The 16,824-nt window shown below is 69.2% G+C and carries 14 protein-coding genes; 6 read left to right on the forward strand and 8 right to left on the reverse strand.

Annotation, left to right across the window (positions count from 1 at the left end; genetic code table 11):
* The first annotated feature begins 8 nt into the window (after nt 1-8).
* Nucleotides 9-1,448, forward strand: coding sequence for an APC family permease (locus tag ACLJPX_RS24110; RefSeq protein WP_410602567.1), 1,440 nt, complete (start codon nt 9-11; stop codon nt 1,446-1,448).
* Here the strand turns inward: ACLJPX_RS24110 and ACLJPX_RS24115 are convergent.
* From ACLJPX_RS24115 to ACLJPX_RS24125, 3 genes are read right to left on the reverse strand one after another with little or no spacing between them, the layout of a single operon-like run.
* Entirely contained in the window at nt 1,423-2,091 is a 669-nt protein-coding gene (locus tag ACLJPX_RS24115; RefSeq protein WP_410602569.1) for a DUF6885 family protein, read from the reverse strand. The genes ACLJPX_RS24110 and ACLJPX_RS24115 overlap by 26 nt on opposite strands.
* Complete coding sequence (locus ACLJPX_RS24120; RefSeq protein WP_410602068.1) at nt 2,091-2,507, reverse strand: GNAT family N-acetyltransferase; 417 nt, start codon at nt 2,505-2,507, stop codon at nt 2,091-2,093. Before ACLJPX_RS24120 ends, ACLJPX_RS24115 begins: the two co-directional genes overlap by 1 nt.
* Nucleotides 2,508-2,553: 46 nt before the next feature.
* Entirely contained in the window at nt 2,554-3,348 is a 795-nt protein-coding gene (locus tag ACLJPX_RS24125; RefSeq protein ID WP_101606590.1) for an EamA family transporter, read from the reverse strand.
* Nucleotides 3,349-3,687: 339 nt separating this feature from the next.
* Between ACLJPX_RS24125 and ACLJPX_RS24130 the strand changes: the two genes are divergently transcribed.
* The 3 genes from ACLJPX_RS24130 to ACLJPX_RS24140 all read left to right on the forward strand — a co-directional run bounded on the left by ACLJPX_RS24130 (nt 3,688) and on the right by ACLJPX_RS24140 (nt 5,416).
* Entirely contained in the window at nt 3,688-3,867 is a 180-nt protein-coding gene (locus ACLJPX_RS24130) for a hypothetical protein (RefSeq protein WP_016332937.1), read from the forward strand.
* Nucleotides 3,868-3,972: 105 nt separating this feature from the next.
* Nucleotides 3,973-4,836: an alpha/beta fold hydrolase gene (locus tag ACLJPX_RS24135; RefSeq protein WP_410602069.1), complete on the forward strand. Its 864-nt coding sequence runs from the start codon at nt 3,973-3,975 to the stop codon at nt 4,834-4,836.
* Nucleotides 4,817-5,416, forward strand: a complete 600-nt coding sequence (locus tag ACLJPX_RS24140; protein ID WP_410602070.1) for a TetR/AcrR family transcriptional regulator — start codon at nt 4,817-4,819, stop codon at nt 5,414-5,416. Before ACLJPX_RS24135 ends, ACLJPX_RS24140 begins: the two co-directional genes overlap by 20 nt.
* Here ACLJPX_RS24140 and ACLJPX_RS24145 read toward each other — a convergent pair.
* The 5 genes from ACLJPX_RS24145 to ACLJPX_RS24165 form a co-directional block, all read right to left on the reverse strand.
* The gene (locus ACLJPX_RS24145; RefSeq protein ID WP_101606588.1) at nt 5,413-6,594 is read right to left on the reverse strand and encodes an ROK family transcriptional regulator; all 1,182 of its coding nucleotides are present in this window, start codon (nt 6,592-6,594) and stop codon (nt 5,413-5,415) included. The two genes, ACLJPX_RS24140 and ACLJPX_RS24145, sit on opposite strands and share 4 nt — an antisense overlap.
* Nucleotides 6,595-6,605: 11 nt before the next feature.
* Nucleotides 6,606-8,066 (reverse strand): sugar ABC transporter permease, encoded by a 1,461-nt coding sequence (locus tag ACLJPX_RS24150; RefSeq protein ID WP_410602071.1) that lies wholly within the window; start codon nt 8,064-8,066, stop codon nt 6,606-6,608.
* A gap of 17 nt (nt 8,067-8,083) precedes the next feature.
* A complete protein-coding gene (locus ACLJPX_RS24155; RefSeq protein ID WP_101606586.1) occupies nt 8,084-8,857 on the reverse strand; it encodes an ATP-binding cassette domain-containing protein in 774 nt (257 codons plus the stop codon).
* A gap of 87 nt (nt 8,858-8,944) precedes the next feature.
* Complete coding sequence (locus ACLJPX_RS24160) at nt 8,945-10,078, reverse strand: sugar ABC transporter substrate-binding protein (protein WP_101606585.1); 1,134 nt, start codon at nt 10,076-10,078, stop codon at nt 8,945-8,947.
* Nucleotides 10,079-10,401: 323 nt separating this feature from the next.
* On the reverse strand, nt 10,402-12,156 hold the full coding sequence (locus ACLJPX_RS24165; protein ID WP_410602072.1) for a DEAD/DEAH box helicase: 1,755 nt from the start codon (nt 12,154-12,156) through the stop codon (nt 10,402-10,404).
* A 264-nt stretch (nt 12,157-12,420) separates the two neighbouring features.
* Here ACLJPX_RS24165 and ACLJPX_RS24170 point away from each other — a divergent pair, with 264 nt between their 5' ends.
* Nucleotides 12,421-13,545 (forward strand): YihY/virulence factor BrkB family protein, encoded by a 1,125-nt coding sequence (locus tag ACLJPX_RS24170; RefSeq protein ID WP_410602073.1) that lies wholly within the window; start codon nt 12,421-12,423, stop codon nt 13,543-13,545.
* 134 nt (nt 13,546-13,679) lie between these two features.
* Nucleotides 13,680-16,823 (forward strand): efflux RND transporter permease subunit, encoded by a 3,144-nt coding sequence (locus ACLJPX_RS24175; RefSeq protein ID WP_410602074.1) that lies wholly within the window; start codon nt 13,680-13,682, stop codon nt 16,821-16,823.
* Nucleotide 16,824: the final 1 nt, after the last annotated feature.

Consider the following 16,824-nt stretch of genomic DNA (forward strand, 5'->3'; position numbering starts at 1 on the left):
CTCTGGACGTGGACGAAGTCCTGAAGCGACAGGACTCGGGTGAGCTGAAACGGCGCCTGCACGGGCGCGATCTGATCGGCTTCGGGGTCGGCATCATCATCGGCACCGGGATCTTCACCCTCGCCGGTGTCGAGGCGAAGACCCACGCGGGCCCGTCGGTCACGCTGTCGTTCGTGCTCGGCGCCGTCGTGGCCGGGCTGGCCGCCCTCTGTTACGCCGAACTCGCCTCCAGTGTGCCGACGGCCGGAAGCGCGTACACCTACGCTTTCGCCACGCTCGGCGAGACTTTCGCCTGGATCATCGGCTGGGATCTGCTGCTCGAGTTCGCCCTCGGCGCGGCCGTCGTGTCGCGCGGCTGGTCCGGGTACCTCGCGAATCTGATGGGGCTTTCGCCCGACTGGTTCGGCGAAGACGCGAAGGTGAACATCGGCGCGGTCGCGATCATCGCCGTGCTGACCGTGATCGCCGTCATCGGGATCAAGGAATCGGCGCGGGTGACGAATGTGCTCGTGCTGGTCAAGGTCGCGGTGTGCGTGCTGATCCTCGCGGTCGGCGTGTTCTACATCCGCGGCGAGAACCTCACGCCGTTCATCCCGACCGCCCAGCCGCCGACGGACACGGCGGGGGCGCTGCACCAGCCGATCGTGCAAGCCGTCCTCGGGCTCGAACAGTCCGTCTACGGCATCGCCGGGATGGTGACGGCCGCCGCGGTCGTCTTCTTCGCGTACACGGGTTTCGAGGCGCTCGCCAACCTCGGCGAGGAGACCGTGAACCCCAAACGCGATCTGCGGGTGGGGATCCTCGGCGCGCTCGGTGTCTGCGCGCTGCTCTACATCGGGGTTTCGCTGGTGCTGACCGGGATGGTGCCGTTCACCGAGATCGACACGGGCGCCCCGCTCGCCGACGCCTTCGACCGGGTCGGGCAGCACTGGGTGGGCGCGCTGATCTCGCTCGGCGCGGTCACCGGGCTGACGTCGGTGATGATGGTGGAACTGGTGACGATCGGCCGGATCGGGTTCGCGATGGGCCGCGACGGCCTGCTGCCGAAGAAGTTCGGCACCGCGCATCCGCGCTGGGGCACCCCGCACCGGATGACCATCGCCGGTGCCGTGCTGATCGCGCTGCTGGCCGCGTTCGTGCCGATCTCCGAACTCGCCGACATGGTCAGCATCGGCGCGCTGTCGGCGATGATCATCGTCGCGGTCGCGGTCCCGGTGCTGCGGAAGCGCCGCCCCGATCTGGAGCGCCCGTTCACCGTGCCGTTCTCGCCCTACCTGCCCATCGTGGCGGCGCTGGCGTGCTTCTACCTGATGCTCAACCTGGACGTGATGACCTGGCTGCGGTTCGCCGCGTGGATGGCGCTCGGCCTGCTGATCTACGTCCTCTACGGGCGCAAGCATTCCCGCTTCGCGAAGGACGGCCTCAGCTCCACAGACCTGCCGTCGTGATCGCGGCGACGGCGGCCCCGGCGTCGCCGTCGTCCACCACGACCAGTATCCGGTGCAGCGCCGCGGCCAGCCATTCCACCGGCTGGTCGTGCAACCCGTTGTCCCCCAAGGACGGATAACCGTCCATAATGGACACCAGGGTTCCTTCGGCGCCGATCCGCATCCCGGCCACCAGTACGGAATGCGCGGTCGCCGGACGCCAGCGGGACGACCACAGCGGCGGGACGCCCGTGTCGAGGTAGTCGAGCAGCGCTCGCGCCGGGGTGTCGTGCGCGCCGAATTCGGCCGGGTCGACCTCCGCGATCAGCGCGACCCGCGGCAGAGGCCAGAGCGCGGCCAGGAGCATGAACAACGACTGCGGCGCCCAGTCGCCGGTGGCGGGCACCGCGACGAGCCGCCCTCCCGACAGCGTCCCGATCGCCCGCGCCAGACCTTCTTGGGTAGTGCCCGCCAGTGCCGCGACCTCGTCTTGGTCCGCGACGGCGAAACCCGCCGCGCGCAGGGCGGCCAGCGTCGCGAACGGCCCGGCGAGCCCGTCCTTCTGCGGGAGTTCGGCCCGTGCGACGGCGACGAGATGTTCGCCGCCGGGCAGCCAGCGGCGACCGGACAGACCGGTCCGGTCGCCGTCGATTCCGGAGGACATCAGTCGTCGAACGTCCACGACTGCATGACGAACGGGCCTTCGTTCGCCGCTCCGGCCGAAGCGTAGGTCGCCAGCGCGGCCTCGTTGTCCGTTTCGACGCCGACCCACATCCCCCGGCACCCGCGTTTCCGCGCGACCCCGGCCAGCGCGTCGACCAGGTCGCGGCCGATCCCGCGCCGTTGGTAGTCCGGGCTGACGTCGAGTTCGTTGAGGAACATCTCGGTGCCCTTGTCCGGATGCGTCACCTCGGTACCGGTGATCATCCCCGCGGGTTCGCCGTCCTCGTAGGCGATCAGCAGGTGGTTCTCCTCCCCCGCGAGGAACTTCTCCGACGCCGCCCGGTCCGCGGGGCCGTCGAACAGGTGCTGGGCGGCGACGACCTCTTCGACGGTGCCGGCCCGCCGGATCTCGGCCACTGGTCCTCCTGATGGTGGTAGCGCCACAGGCTGGTCAGTATCCCGCTCAGAGCGGCGCCGAGCCATCGTCTTTCCTCGGCGACCGCAGCGCCACCCCGGCGACGACGGCCAGCGTGCCGAGCGCCTCGGGCAGGGCCGGGACCTGCTTGAGCCACAGGAAGCCGACCACGCCCGCCGTGACCGGGAGCAACGCGAGCAGCAGCGCGAACCGCGCCTGCCCGGCCTTGCGCAGGACCACCTGGTCGAGGGCGTACGGCACGACGGTCGAGAGCACGCCCACCCCGATGCCGAGCAGCAGCAGACGTGGCGAACCCCACACCGCGCCGGTGCCGAACGCCAGCGGCGACAGCACCACGGTGCCGACGGCGAACCCGACGGCCAGCCCGTCGATCCCGTTCCCGCCGACCGCCACCCGCTTCCCGAGCAGGATGTACCCGGCCCAGGCGGCCGCCGCGCCCAGCGCGAAGAGCACGCCGAGCAGGCTGCCTTCCAGCCGGACGTCCGCGATGGCGATCACCCCGGCCACCACCAGCAGCAGCGCGAAGACGTCGCGACGGCTCCGTGAGCCGAAGGCCGCCACCACGACGGGCCCGGCGAACTCCAGGGCGACCGCGGTGCCGAGGGGCAGCCGCGCGATCGCCTCGTAGAAGAGCACGTTCATCCCGGCGGTGACGATGCCGAACGCGCCCGCGAGCAGGAACGTGCGGCCGGTCCACGCGGAACGGGGTGGCCTGCGCCACGCCAGGAGGACCACGGCGGCGCCGAGGCAGCGCAGCCATGCCACCCCCGCGGGTGAGGCGACCGAAAAGAGACCTACGGCGACGGCCGCACCGGCGTACATGGAAATTCCGCTGAGAACGAACAAGACCGGCGCCGGCGTGCCCGAGAGGCGGTTCCGGACGACTGCGATACCCACCCTCGCATGGTGCCTGACGTGGGAAAAGCCGGTTCGGCGGGGAGTCTTCTCCTACGTTGCGTGATTACGCTACGGCATCCGAGGTAATTACCAGTGACAAATGAGACACCCGCACGGGAACACTTGCGGGTCGCCAAACGTCTGGAAGAGTGGAAGCACGAACACGGCGGGGCCGGGAACGAACGTTTCCGGCATCAGTGCCGAAGTGGTCGTAGCTGGATCGATGGCACCGGGTCACCGGTGCCGGGACGGAGGGAGACTCCAATGACTTCACCGACGCTCACCCGCCCCGAACTGACCGCTGCCGACCGATGCGACCGGTGTGGAGCTGCAGCCCAGGTTCGAGCCATTCTCAGCACCGGTGGCGAGTTGCTCTTCTGTGGTCACCACGCCCGCGCACACGAAACGAAGCTCAAAGAAATGTCCGCGGACATTCAGCGGTAGTCCACCAGTCCACGACCACCGGCGGCCGGCTACTCCCCAGGGAGAGAGCCGGCCGCCCTGTTTTTGTCTTGTAAATACATACAGACAGAATGTATGTTAACGAGCATGACGACCAGCGACCTCCTGGGCGAGGTGCACGAGGTGGACCTCGGCAGCGCCCGTATCCGCTACCGCGACCGCGGCGAAGGCCCTCCTGTGGTCTTCGTGCACGGACTGCTGACCAACGGCCTGCTCTGGCGCAAGGTGGTCCCCGCGGTCGCCGGTGCCGGCTTCCGCTGCCTGACCCCGGACTGGCCGCTGGGCTCGCACGACGTCCCGGTCCCCGGCGCCGACCTGAGCCCGCCCGGGGTCGCCGCGCTCATCGCACGATTCCTCGAAGCGCTCGACCTGACCGACGTCACCGTGGTCGCGAACGACACCGGCGGCGCGCTCACGCAGCTGCTCATGACCACGGCCCCGGACCGGGTGGGCCGGGTCGTGCTGACCCCGTCGGACTGCTTCGAGCGGTTCCTGCCGCCGATGTTCGCGGCGCTGAGCCCGCTGGCGCGGATCCCCGGCGGCACCTGGTCACTCGTGCAGGTGATGCGGTCGCGAGCGCTGCTGAAGGCCACGAACTTCGTCTGGGCGATCAAGCATCCGGTGCCCGGCCACCTCCTCGACGCCTACCTGCTGCCCAGCAGGCGGAGCCCGGAGATCCGCGACGACCTGCGCCGCTTCATGGCGGGCATCGACAAGCGCTACACGCTGACGGCGGCCGAACGGCTCCCCGCGTTCGAGAAGCCGGTGCTGCTGGTCTGGGCGCCCGAGGACCGGCACTTCCCGCTGCGGCTCGGCCGCAGGCTCGCGGATGTCCTGCCGAACGCGGAACTGAAGACGATCGAGGACTCGTACACCTTCGTGCCGGAGGACCAGCCGGAGCGGCTGAGCGGCATGGTGGTGGAATTCCTGCGTGCCCACGCCACGACGTAGCCAGACCGAACGATCGCAGTCGACGCAGACCGCGCTGATCACCGCGGCGCGGACGTTGTTCGCCGATCCGGGTTACGCCGCCGTGCCCGCCGACGAGATCGTCCGGGCCGCGGGCGTCACCCGTGGCGCGCTCTATCACCACTTCGGGGACAAGCAGGGGCTGTTCCGCGCCGTGATCGAGCAGATCGAAACGGAGATCACCGAGGAGCTCCAGGACGTCCTGCGCTCGGCTGACGACCCGTGGGCGGCTGCGCTCGGCGCGCTGAGCCGCTTCCTCGACCTGTGCCTGCGGCCCGAGGTGGTGCGGATCTCGCTCACCGACGCCATCTCCGTCCTCGGCTGGCAGGAATGGCGCGAGCTGGAGAACCGGTATGGGCTGGGCCTGATCACGGAGATCCTGGAGGGCGTCGCCGCGGACGGGCGGCTGGTCGCGGCGCCGATCCCGGAGCTGGCGCAATTGGTGCTGAGCGCCTGCGCGGAGGCCGCGCTGATGATCGCGCACGCCGAAGACCCCGAAGCGGCGAAGGAGAAGTCCCTCGCCGCTCTGGTGGCCCTGCTCTCCGGTCTTCTGCGGGCCTAGACCGTGTCCAGGATCATCTCGAAGGCCGCCTCGGCGGCACCCAGCAGCTTCACGTCGGCACCCAGCGCGGAACTCACGATCTGAGTCCCGCCCACGGCGCGGCTGACGAGACTCCGCCGCCGGACCTCGGCCGCCACCGACCGCACGACCGAATCGGGCAGCACGGTGAGCAGGTCGCCCAGCACGACCAGCTGCGGGCCGAGCAGGTTGACCACGTTCACCAGGCCCAGCGTCAGCCACTCCGCGAACTCCGAGAGCCGCTCTTCGGCCGCGTGCGGGTCACGGCCCAGTTCACGGAGCTCGAACAGGATCGCCCCGCGCGGGGTGTCCTCGGGCAGGTCGAGCGCGCGGCACAGGGCCGCCTCGCCGACCTCGGTCTCCCAGCAACCACTGGACCCGCAGTAGCAGGGACGGCCGCCCGGACGGATCGCCATGTGCCCGATCTCGCCGACGTACCCGGAGCCGCCGCGCAGCGACGAGCCGTCCGCGATGATCCCTCCCCCGACCCCGACGTCGGCGGAGACGTACACGGCGTCGGAGGAGCCCCGCGCGGCACCGCGCAGGTGTTCGGCGATGGCGCCGAGTTCGGCGTCGTTGCCGACCAGGACGGGGACGCGCAGCACACCGCCGAGCCGTTCCCCGAGCGCCACGTCGGTCCAGCGCAGGTTGGGCGCCTCGTGGACGTGCCCGTCCCCCCGGCGGACGACGCCGGGCACGGACACCCCCACCGCGATCGGCTGCACGCCGAGATCGCCCGCCAGCATGGTGGTCGACTCGATCACGTGCGTGATCACCTCGTCGGCCTCCCGCATCCGGCCGCGGAGGTTCCAGCTGTTGCGCCCGAGGATCTGGCCGCCGAACCCGACCAGCGCGATCGCCACGTGTTCGACCTGGAGATCGACCGCGAGCACCACCGCCGCGTGCGGCTGGGGCAGGACCAGGAGCGAGGGGCGGCCCGCCCCTCGTCCCGGCCTGGGGACCCTCTCCTCGACGACGCCCGCTTCCGCGAGGCCGTCGACGAGGGTCTTGATGGTGCTGCGGTTGAGCCCCAGCTCGGTGGCCAGGGTCGCCCTGGTGCTCGGGCCGCTGACGTGCAGCAACCGGAGCAGGGTCGTGCGGTTGTGCCTGCGCACCTCGTCTGGTCGTGCAACGGGTGTGCTGGTCACGGACTTCATCATTCCATGCGGACTCAGCGCGGCGACGCAGCCGCGCGGCGCCGGGACAGCGCGTCCACCGTTGCCGCGAGCAGCAGCACCAGACCGGTGACGATGTTGACCACCGCCGCCGACTGCTTCAGCAGGCCCAGCGCGTTCTCGACGACCGCGAGCACGAGGCCACCGATCACCGCGTCCACGACCCGGCCCTTGCCGCCGAACAGCGAGGTACCACCGATGACGGCGGCGCCGACCGCGAACAGCAGCGTGTTGAGGCCACCGGCCTGCGGGTCGACCGAACCGACCTTCGACGAGTAGACGATCGCGCCGATCGCCGCCACCGCCGAGCAGATGACGAACACCGAAGCGCGGATCTTCTCGACGTTGATACCGGCGCGGCGGGCCGCTTCCCGGTTGCCGCCGACCGCGTAGATGTGTCGGCCGTACTGCGTGCGGTTGAGCACGTAGGTACCGAGCACCAGCAGCGCGAGCACGATCGGCACGACGTACGGGACACCGGAGATCACGATGTTCGGGTTGGGCGCGCGGTTGATCGTGAGCAGATAGGTCGCGATGGCCGCGACGACCGCGATCGCGCCGACCTTGAACAGCACCATCGGCGTCGGCTGGGTGACCAGGCCGCGTTTGAGCCGCGAGAAGTGCTGTCCCAGGCTCACCGCGGCGAACCCACCGGCGGCGACCACGAACAGGATCCAGCTGCCCAAAGTGGACAGGTTGCCGTTGGCGACCTTGAACAGCACGTCCGAGGTGCTGATGCCGAGCGTGCCGCCCTCACCGATGAACTGGAGGATGACACCTTGCCAGGCAAGGAAAAGCGCCAGCGTCACGACGAACGACGGCATGCCGATCTTGGAGACGAGGAACCCGGTGAGGACACCGATCGCGCCACCGACGCTGATCGCGAGCACGATCTCGATCCACGGGTTGGCCGCCGCTCCCGACAGCACCAGTGCGATGGCGAGCACGGCGAACCCGACACCCGCCCAGATCCGCAGGATCACCCCGAGCAGACCGGCGATCGCGAGCACCACGAGGAACGTGATGAACACGCCGTTCCCCATGCCGCCCAGCAGGTTTCCGTTGCGCACGTAGTGCATCGCGAGGACGGCTGCGGTCACGCCGGACGCGGTGCCCGCGGACAGGTCGATCTCGCCGAGCAGCAGCACGAACACGATGCCCATCGCGATGATCGCCTTGCCGGCGCCCTGCGCCATCAGGTTCGCGATGTTGTTCATCGTCAGGAAGGTGTCCGACAGCGAGGCGAACACGATCACCAGGACGAGCAGGCCGAGCAGCGCCGGGAGCGAACCCAGCTGTCCCGCCTTGAGCCGGGAGAAGTAGTCGCCGATCGCCTCACCCGTTGACATCGATGTCGTGTCGATGCCGAAGTCCGTGATGGCCGCCGACGGGTTGAGCGCGGAAGCCGCCGACTTGCCCCCCTCCGGCGAGGCGGGCTTTGCAGGAGTCTCAGTCATTTCCGGTTCTTTCTCACTCACAGGACGGCGGCTTCGGGGCGGGCAAGGCCGAGGTCGCCGGAGCGGCCGGCGGTGATCAGTTCCACGACCTGGCCGTGGGTGACGTCCTTGGTGTGCACCTCGGCGACGAGACGGCCGAGGTAGAGCACCGCGATCCGGTCGGCGACCTCGAAGACGTCGGCCATGTTGTGGCTGATCAGCACCACTCCGAGGCCCTGTTCCGCGAGGCGGCGGACGAGGTCGAGCACCTGACGGGTCTGCGCGACACCGAGCGCGGCGGTCGGCTCGTCGAGCAGGACGACCTTCGAGTCCCACAGCACGGACTTGGCGATCGCGACGGTCTGCCGCTGCCCACCCGAGAGGGCCGAAACCGGTGTGCGGACGGACTTCACGGTGCGGACCGAAAGCGAGGCGAGCGTCTCGCGCGCGGCCTTCTCCATGCTGGCCTCGTCGAGCAGCCATTTGCTGCCGCGTTCGCGGCCGAGGAACATGTTCTGCACGATGTCGAGGTTCTCGGCGAGGGCGAGGTCCTGGTACACGACCTCGATCCCCAGATCCGCGGCGTCGCGCGGGCCGTGGATGTGCACCTGCTCGCCCTGGAACTTCACCGTGCCCGAGTCGTAGCCGTGGATGCCGGCGATCGACTTGACCAAAGTGGACTTGCCGGCACCGTTGTCGCCGACGAGCGCGGTGACCTCACCGGCGCGCACGTTGAAGTCCACGTCGTGGAGGACGTGGACCGGCCCGAAGCTCTTGTTCAGCTGCTTCAGTTCGAGGATGGGTTCGCTCATGGGGGTTTCTCGAATTCTCCCGGGTGGGAACCGGGCCGGGGCGCTGTCTGGCGAGCACGCCCCGGCCCGGTCGTCTGGATTAACGGGTCAGGAGATGCCGAGCTGCGTGCACGCCGCGGCCAGGTCGCCGCCGCAGATCTCGGCCGCCTTGACGTAGCCCTGCGTCACGACCTCCTTGACACCGTCCTTGGTGGTCAGCTTCGGCTCGAGGAGCACGGACTTGACCTCGCGGTTGCCCTTCGGGTCCTTCGCCTTGCCGGTGGCCAGCGCGTCGGCGCCCGCCTTGTCGCCCTTGGCCAGCAGGACGGCGAGCTTCGCCGCGGCCTCGGCCTCTTCCTTGATGGGCTTGAAAACGGTCATGTACTGGTCGCCGCGCAGGATGGCCATGAGGCCGTCCGCGGTGGCGTCCTGGCCGGTGACTGGGACCTTGCCGTTGAGGCCGTTCTTCTTCAGCACGGTGATGACCGCGCCCGCGAGACCGTCGTTCGCGGCGACGACGCCGTCGACCTTGCCCTTGTTGTCGGTCAGGATCTGCTCGAAGGTCTGACCACCCTTCTGGTTGTCCCAGTTATCGATGGCCTGTTCGCGCACGAGCTTGAGGTCGTTGCTGGCGAACTTCGGCTGCAGGACGGACTTCTGGCCGTTGGCGAACAGCGTCGCGTTGTTGTCGGTCGGGGCACCCTCGATCATGACGACCTCGGCGCCCTTCTTGTCCTTCAGCGCGTCGGCGAGGCCCTGGCCCTGGAGCTGGCCGACCTTCTCGTTGTCGAACGAGACGTAGTAGTCGGAGCTGCCGCCGAGGTTCAGGCGGTCGTAGTCGATCGTCGGGATGCCCGCGGCCTGCGCCTTCTTGGCGACGGCCGAGCCGACCTCGCCGTTGATGGCGGCGATGATCAGGACCTTGACGTTCTGCGCGATCATGCCGTCGGCCAGCGTGGTGAACTTCTGGACGTCGCCCTGCGCGTTCTGGACGTCGGCGTCGAAGCCCGCGTCCTTGAGCGCCTTGGTCAGGAACGGCTTGTCGAAGGACTCCCAGCGCGCGGAGGTGGCGGTCTCCGGCAGGATGACACCGACCTTGCCGCCGGCGGCGGCACCGCCCGGAGCGGGGGCGGACTGCGAGGAGTTGCTGCTGCCCGAGTCGGCGGAGTTGGCGCCACAGGCGGAGAGCACCAGGCCGGCGCCCACCGTCGCGGCGAGGAGGGTAAGGGTTCTGCTGCGCATCCTCGTTCCTTCCGGATCTTGCTCGCGGGCGGCGATCCTGGAGGACCGGTCGCACCATCGCGCATATGTTGTGGGCGACAACATATGCCGCCGAACGGGTTTCGCGGAAGACGGCTGAATCGATTAAGCCTCATCAAATGGACACGGTTTGGCAACGTGGCCGTAGCAAGACGTACGAAGTCTAGGTCCGTTGACGGTGTGACCGCCACCACTCACTCAGCGTGACAACGGTTGCTCGCCGCCCTGCCCCCGGATGCTATGAAAGGCCCGTTGCTTGCAAATTTTGCAAGCAACGGGCCTTTCATAGCGTCGTTTACGGGGCGCTACCAGGTACGCAGGGTGACGATGCGCTCTTCGAGCTGTTCGACCGTCGCCATCGCGGTCGGCGGGCCGCCGCAGATCCGGCGGAGTTCGTTGTGGATCGCGCCGTGCGGCTTCCGCGTCCGGTGGTGGTGCACGCCCACCAGGGCGTTCAGCTCCTTGCGCAAGGCGCCGAGCCGCTCGCTGACCGACTGCGGCCGCGCGACCGGCGCCGCCTCTTCGGCCTTGGGCTTCCGGCGCTTCTCGTCCGAGAGCTGCTCCTCCTGCCGCTTCCGCAGCAGGGCGCGGACCTGGTCCGGTTCGAGCAGCCCCGGCAGGCCGAGGTACTCCTGCTCCTCGTCGGAACCGGAGAACACCGCGGTGCCGAAGGAGTTGCCGTCGTAGATGACCTGGTCGAGCTCGGCGGAGGCGCCCAGCGAGGTGAACGCCTTCTCCTCTTCGCCCGGCTCGTCCTCGGTGCGGTTGGCCTGGGCGAGGAGTTCGTCCTCCCAGCCCTCCTTCTCGCGGTGCGGCTTGCCGAGGACGTGGTCGCGCTGCGCCTCCAGCTCGCTGGCCAGTTCCAGCAGCACCGGCACGCTCGGCAGGAAGACCGAAGCCGTCTCGCCCGGTTTGCGCGAACGCACGTACCGGCCGATGGCCTGCGCGAAGAACAGCGGGGTCGACGCGCTCGTGGCGTAGACGCCGACGGCGAGACGCGGGACGTCGACGCCTTCGGACACCATCCGGACCGCGACCAGCCAGCGGTCGGTCGAGTCGGAGAACTCCTTGATCCGCCCGGACGCCTTCGGGTCGTCGGAGAGGACGACCGTCGGGGTCTGGCCGGAGAGCCGCTCCAGGATCTTGGCGTAGGCGCGTGCGGAGTCCTGGTCGGTGGCGATCACCAGGCCGCCGGCGTCCGGGATGCCGTTGGCGCGCAACTGCGCGAGGCGCGTGTCCGCGGCCTGCAGGACCGCCGGGACCCACTCACCGGCCGGGTCGAGCGCCGTGCGCCAGGCCCGCGCGTTCTGCTCGGCGGTCAGCGGCTCGCCGAGCCGCGCGGTGAACTCCTCCCCCGCGCTCGTGCGCCAGGAGGCCTCGCCGGAGTAGGCGAGGAAGACGACCGGCCGGACCACGCCGTCGGCGAGCGCGTCGGCGTAGCCGTAGGAGTGGTCGGATTTGCTGCGCTGGAAGCCCGAACCGTCGGGCTCGTAGGTGACGAACGGGATCTGCGAGTCGTCACTGCGGAACGGCGTCCCGGTCAGCGCGAGACGGCGGACGGCGGGCGTGAACGCCTCGCGGATCGCGTCACCCCAGGACTTCGCGTCACCGCCGTGGTGGATCTCGTCCAGGATGACCAGCGTCTTGCGGTTCTCGGTGCGCACGCGGTGCAGCGTCGGATGCGCCGCGACCTGCGCGTAGGTCACCGCGACACCTTGGTAGTCGCGTGAGGTGGCACCGGCGCCGTTGCGGAAGTTCGAGTCGATCGCGATCCCCGCGGCCGCCGCCGAGGCGGCCCACTGGTGCTTCAGGTGCTCCGTGGGCGCGACGATGGTGATCTTCTCGATGGTCCGGTCGCTCAGCAGCTCGGCGGCGATCCGGAGACCGAACACCGTCTTGCCCGCGCCCGGGGTCGCGACGGCCAGGAAATCCTGCGGTTTCTTCGTCAGGTACTTCGTCAGCGCGCGGCGCTGCCAGGCACGCAGCGGGCGGGCGGTGCTGTCCTTCGACGCGGGAGGCGCGCCCAGCTCGCCTCGATCGCGCTCAACCGTTTCCGACATGCCGGTTCCCCTCCTCCCTCACCCGAAACCCCTGGTCAATCGCCTCGTCACAAGCGAAAACCCCCACTTTGGTATCCGGCCGCGACGCCGGCGCCTGAGGTGAGGGCACTCCAGTGAGCCTACCTGCCGGGCTCGTGGAACGCCGGAAGCGCCACCCCCGTTGTCGGTTTACTCACCCGAAAACCCAGGGGTGACGAGCCGAATGCCCGGACATGGACCATGCTGGACCCCGTCAAGGGCGCTCGGCGCTGGCGGAGGAGCTGCATGAGCGAGGAGAACGGCCGGAACGAGCCGGCCGCCGAGGTCGCGAAGGCCCGCAGGCGACCGTTGCGCCTGCTCAGCCGCACGCTCAACAAGGCCTGGGAAGGCAACATCTTCTCCGAGGCCGCCGAAGCCGCGTTCTGGCAGACGTTGTCGCTGCCGCCGCTGCTGCTCGGGCTCCTCGGTTGCCTCGGCTTCGTCGGCGACTGGTTCGGCCAGGAGGTCGTGACCGCGGTCCACGACCGGATCATCACCTTCAGCAAGACGATCTTCAGCGACAACGCCGTCCACGACATCATCGAGCCGACGGTCAACAGCATCCTGTTCGTCGGCAAGGGCGAGATCGTCTCCATCGGATTCCTGATCTCCCTGTGGGCGGGCTCGTCGGCGATGTCGTCGTTCGTCGACGCGATCACCGTGGCGCACGACCAGTACGGCGTCCGCAACGACGTCTGGCAGCGAATCTTCGCGCTGCTGCTGTACCTGGCCGGGCTGGTCATCCTGGTGGTCGGGCTGCCGCTGCTGGCGATCGGCCCGGACCTGCTCCCCCAGTTCTTCCCGAACGACTGGCGCGACACGGTGTCGTACTGGGTCGGCACGCTGTACTACCCGGTGCTGGCCGTGATGATCGTGCTGGCGCTGACGACGCTGTACAAGCTGTCCCTGCCGCGCAGGCTGCCGTGGCACCGCGGACTGCCGGGCGCGATGCTCGCCATGGTCGTGTTCCTGCTCTCCAGCATCGGCCTGCGGATCTATCTGAACTGGATCACCCAGACCGGCTACACCTACGGCGCGCTCGCCGCGCCGATCGCGTTCCTGCTGCTGATGTTCTTCATCGGGCTCGCGGTGGTCGGCGGCGCGTACTTCAACAGCGCGATCCAAGAACTGTGGCCCGCCAAGGCGACGAAACGCCAGCGCCGGAAATGGCGGCGGCTGGAGATGGAACGCGCCAGCGAACGGATCCGCGCCGAAGAGGGTCGCAAACTGTGGGAACGCACGACCGTCCCGCTCCGGCGTCCCCGTCCGAACGGCGATTCTCCCGACGGTGACGCCGAACACGCTTCGGAACAATCGGTGAACGAAGAAACGCAGAGCGAAGCCGATCAGGTGACAGAACGGCGAAGTTGACACCGGTCGGGGGATGACCTCATCCCGAAGTCGTACTCCGATTCCACCCGTGGTGTGAATCCAGTCCACCCTCCGCCATGAAAAGCTCGCGGTAATCCGCACGTTCCCGAGTTGCCTTTCTGGGGGATCCCGTCATGTCCACGCTGGCCAGACTGAGCCTGCGCAACCGAAGTCTCATCGGGCTGCTCGCCCTGGTGGTCATCGGCTTCGGCGCCTTCGCCCTGCCACAGCTGAAGCAACAGCTGTTCCCGTCGTTGCAGTTCCCGCAGGCGCAGATCATCACGCCGTACGCGGGCGCGTCGCCGGACGCGGTCGACCGTCAGGTCACCGAACCGCTCGAAGGCGGGCTGCAGGGCCTCAAGGGGCTCGAAGAACTGAACTCGACGTCGTCGGAGGGCTTGTCGCGGATCACCGCGCAGTTCGAATTCGGCACGGACATCGACGCGGCCGTCGGGCAGATCCAGCGCGTCGTCGACGGGGTCAAGGCGCGGCTGCCGCAGAACAGCGAACCGACCGTTTCGGCGGGCTCCACCGACGACCTCCCGGTCGTCCTGCTCGCCGCCGGGACCACCGGTGACCCGCAGGCCCTCGCACCGGCGCTGACCGGGGAGGTCGCGCCGGAGCTGCGCAAGATCGACGGCGTCCGCGAGGTCGAGGTCACCGGTGCGCGGCAGCCGCGGGTCACCATCGCGCTGGACTACGCGAAGCTGGCCGCGGCGGGCGTCGACCCGTCGTCGATCGCCACCACGCTGCAGACCGCCGGTGCCGCCGTCCCGGCCGGGACGCTGACCGAAGGCGACAAGACGCTCACCGTCCAGGTCGGCGGCGGACCGACCACAGTGGACACGATCAAGAACCTTTACCTGACGCCGTCCGCGACGCCGGGATCGCGTCCCGGTGCCCAGGCTCCCAAGCCGGTGAAGCTCGGTGAAGTCGCGGACGTCCAGGCGGGCTTCGCGCCGCCGACGTCGATCACGCGCACCAACGGCAAGCCGAGCCTCGGGCTCTCGATCACCATGGTGGAGAACGGGAACGCGGTCGCGATCTCGGAATCCGTGCGGGACAAGCTGCCCGAGCTGTCGAAGAAGATCGGCGCCGAGATGAGCGTCGTGTTCGACCAGGGCACCCCGGTCAAGGACGCGATCAGCGGGCTGACCACCGAAGGCCTGCTGGGCCTGGCTTTCGCGGTCATCGTGATCCTGCTGTTCCTGATGTCGCTGCGGTCCACGCTCGTGACGGCGGTGTCGATCCCGCTTTCGGTGGTCGTGGCGCTGCTCGCGCTGTGGACCGGTGATCTGTCGCTGAACCTGCTAACCCTCGGCGCGCTCACCATCGCCATCGGCCGGGTCGTCGACGACTCGATCGTGGTGCTGGAGAACATCAAACGACATCTGGCGTACGGCGAGGAGAAACAGCGCGCGGTCCTCGACGGCGTGCGCGAGGTGGCGGGCGCGGTGACCTCGTCGACGCTCACCACGGTCGCGGTGTTCCTGCCCATCGCCTTCGTCGGCGGTTTCGTCGGCGAGCTGTTCTCGCCGTTCGCGATCACCGTCACCGTGGCGCTGCTGGCGTCGCTGCTGGTCTCGCTGACCATCGTGCCGGTGCTGGCGTACTGGTTCCTCAAGCCGCCGAAGACCCCCGCGAACGAGCACGAAGCCGAGCTCACGCGGCAGGCGGCCGAGGACAAGGAACGCCGCGGGCTGCTGCAGCGCGGCTACGTGCCGGTGATCAAGTTCGCCACCCGTCGCCGCGTCACCGTGGTGCTGCTGGCGCTGATCATCTTCGGCGGCACGGTCGGACTCGCGTCGCAGCTGAACACGAACTTCCTGGACCAGTCCGGCTCGACGACGCTGAGCCTTTCGCAGAAGCTGCCGCCCGGCACCAGTCCCGAGGCCAAGGAGAAGGCCGCGGGCGCGGTGGAACAGGCGCTCGCCGCCGAACCCGCCGTCGAGACCTATCAGGTGAGCATCGGCGGGGGCAACTTCTTCGGCGGTGGCGGGACGGCGACCAGTATCCAGGTCACCGTCGCCAAGGACACCGACGTCGAGGCGCTCTCGGATCGCTTGCGCGGCAAGCTGAGCGCGCCGGAGCTCGGCGAGGTCAAGGTCGGCGCCGAAGCGGGCGGCTTCAACTCCGACGGCGTCTCGATCACCGTCACCGCTCCCGACGAGGCCTCGCTGAAGCCCGCCGCCGAGCAGGTCCGCCAGGCCCTGTCCTCGGTGCCGGACCTGACCGAGGTGACCAGTGACCTCTCGCAGGGCTCGCCGCGCGTGCAGGTCGAGGTCGACGCCGCCAAGGCCGCCGCGAGCGGGCTTTCGGCGACGACGATCGGCCAGATCGCGAACCAGGCGATCGCCGGCCGCACGGTGACCCAGCTGCCGGTGGACGGCGAGCGCACGGACATCGTGCTGCGCGCCGGCTCGGCCCCGGTGTCGGTGGACGCGGTCAAGGCGCTGCCGATCCCGAGCGCGACGGGCGTCGTCCGGCTCGACTCGGTCGCCAACGTGTCCACTGTGGACGGCCCGGCCGCGGTGCACCGCACCTCGGGCGAGCTGAGCACCACGGTCACCGCCAAGAACACCGGCGCGGACCTGGCCGCCACCACGAAGGCCATCCAGTCCAAATTGGACGGCCTGACCTTCACCGGTGGCGCGGCGTACAAGCTCGGCGGCGTCAGCGAGGACCAGCAGGAGGCCTTCGGCAACCTGTTCCTCGCGCTGCTGGCCGCGGTCGCGATCGTGTACCTGATCATGGTGGCGACGTTCCGCAGCCTGCTCCAGCCGCTGATCCTGCTGGTGTCGATCCCGTTCGCGGCGACCGGCGCGATCGGGCTGCTGCTGGCCACCGGTACCGCGCTGGGCCTGCCCGCGCTGATCGGGATGCTGATGCTCGTCGGCATCGTGGTGACCAACGCGATCGTGCTGATCGACCTGATCAACCAGTACCGGGCTTCGGGGATGAGCGTGTCCGAAGCGGTGATCGAGGGCGGCAGGCGACGGCTGCGGCCGATCCTGATGACCGCCGCGGCGACCATCTTCGCGCTGGTCCCGATGGCGCTCGGCCTGACCGGTCAGGGCGGGTTCATCGGGCAGCCGCTGGCGATCGTGGTGATCGGCGGGCTGGTCAGTTCGACCCTGCTGACGCTGATCCTGGTGCCGACGCTGTACACGACGGTCGAGACGCGGAAAGAGAAGCGCCGCGCGAAGAAGGACGCTCGACGGTCGCGTTCCTCGGAGGCCCCGGCTTCCGAGACGCTGACGCCCGAGCCGACTTCGTAGA

Origin of the sequence: Amycolatopsis sp. lyj-90, from assembly GCF_046549035.1 — a bacterium.
In the GTDB taxonomy this organism is placed as follows: domain Bacteria; phylum Actinomycetota; class Actinomycetes; order Mycobacteriales; family Pseudonocardiaceae; genus Amycolatopsis.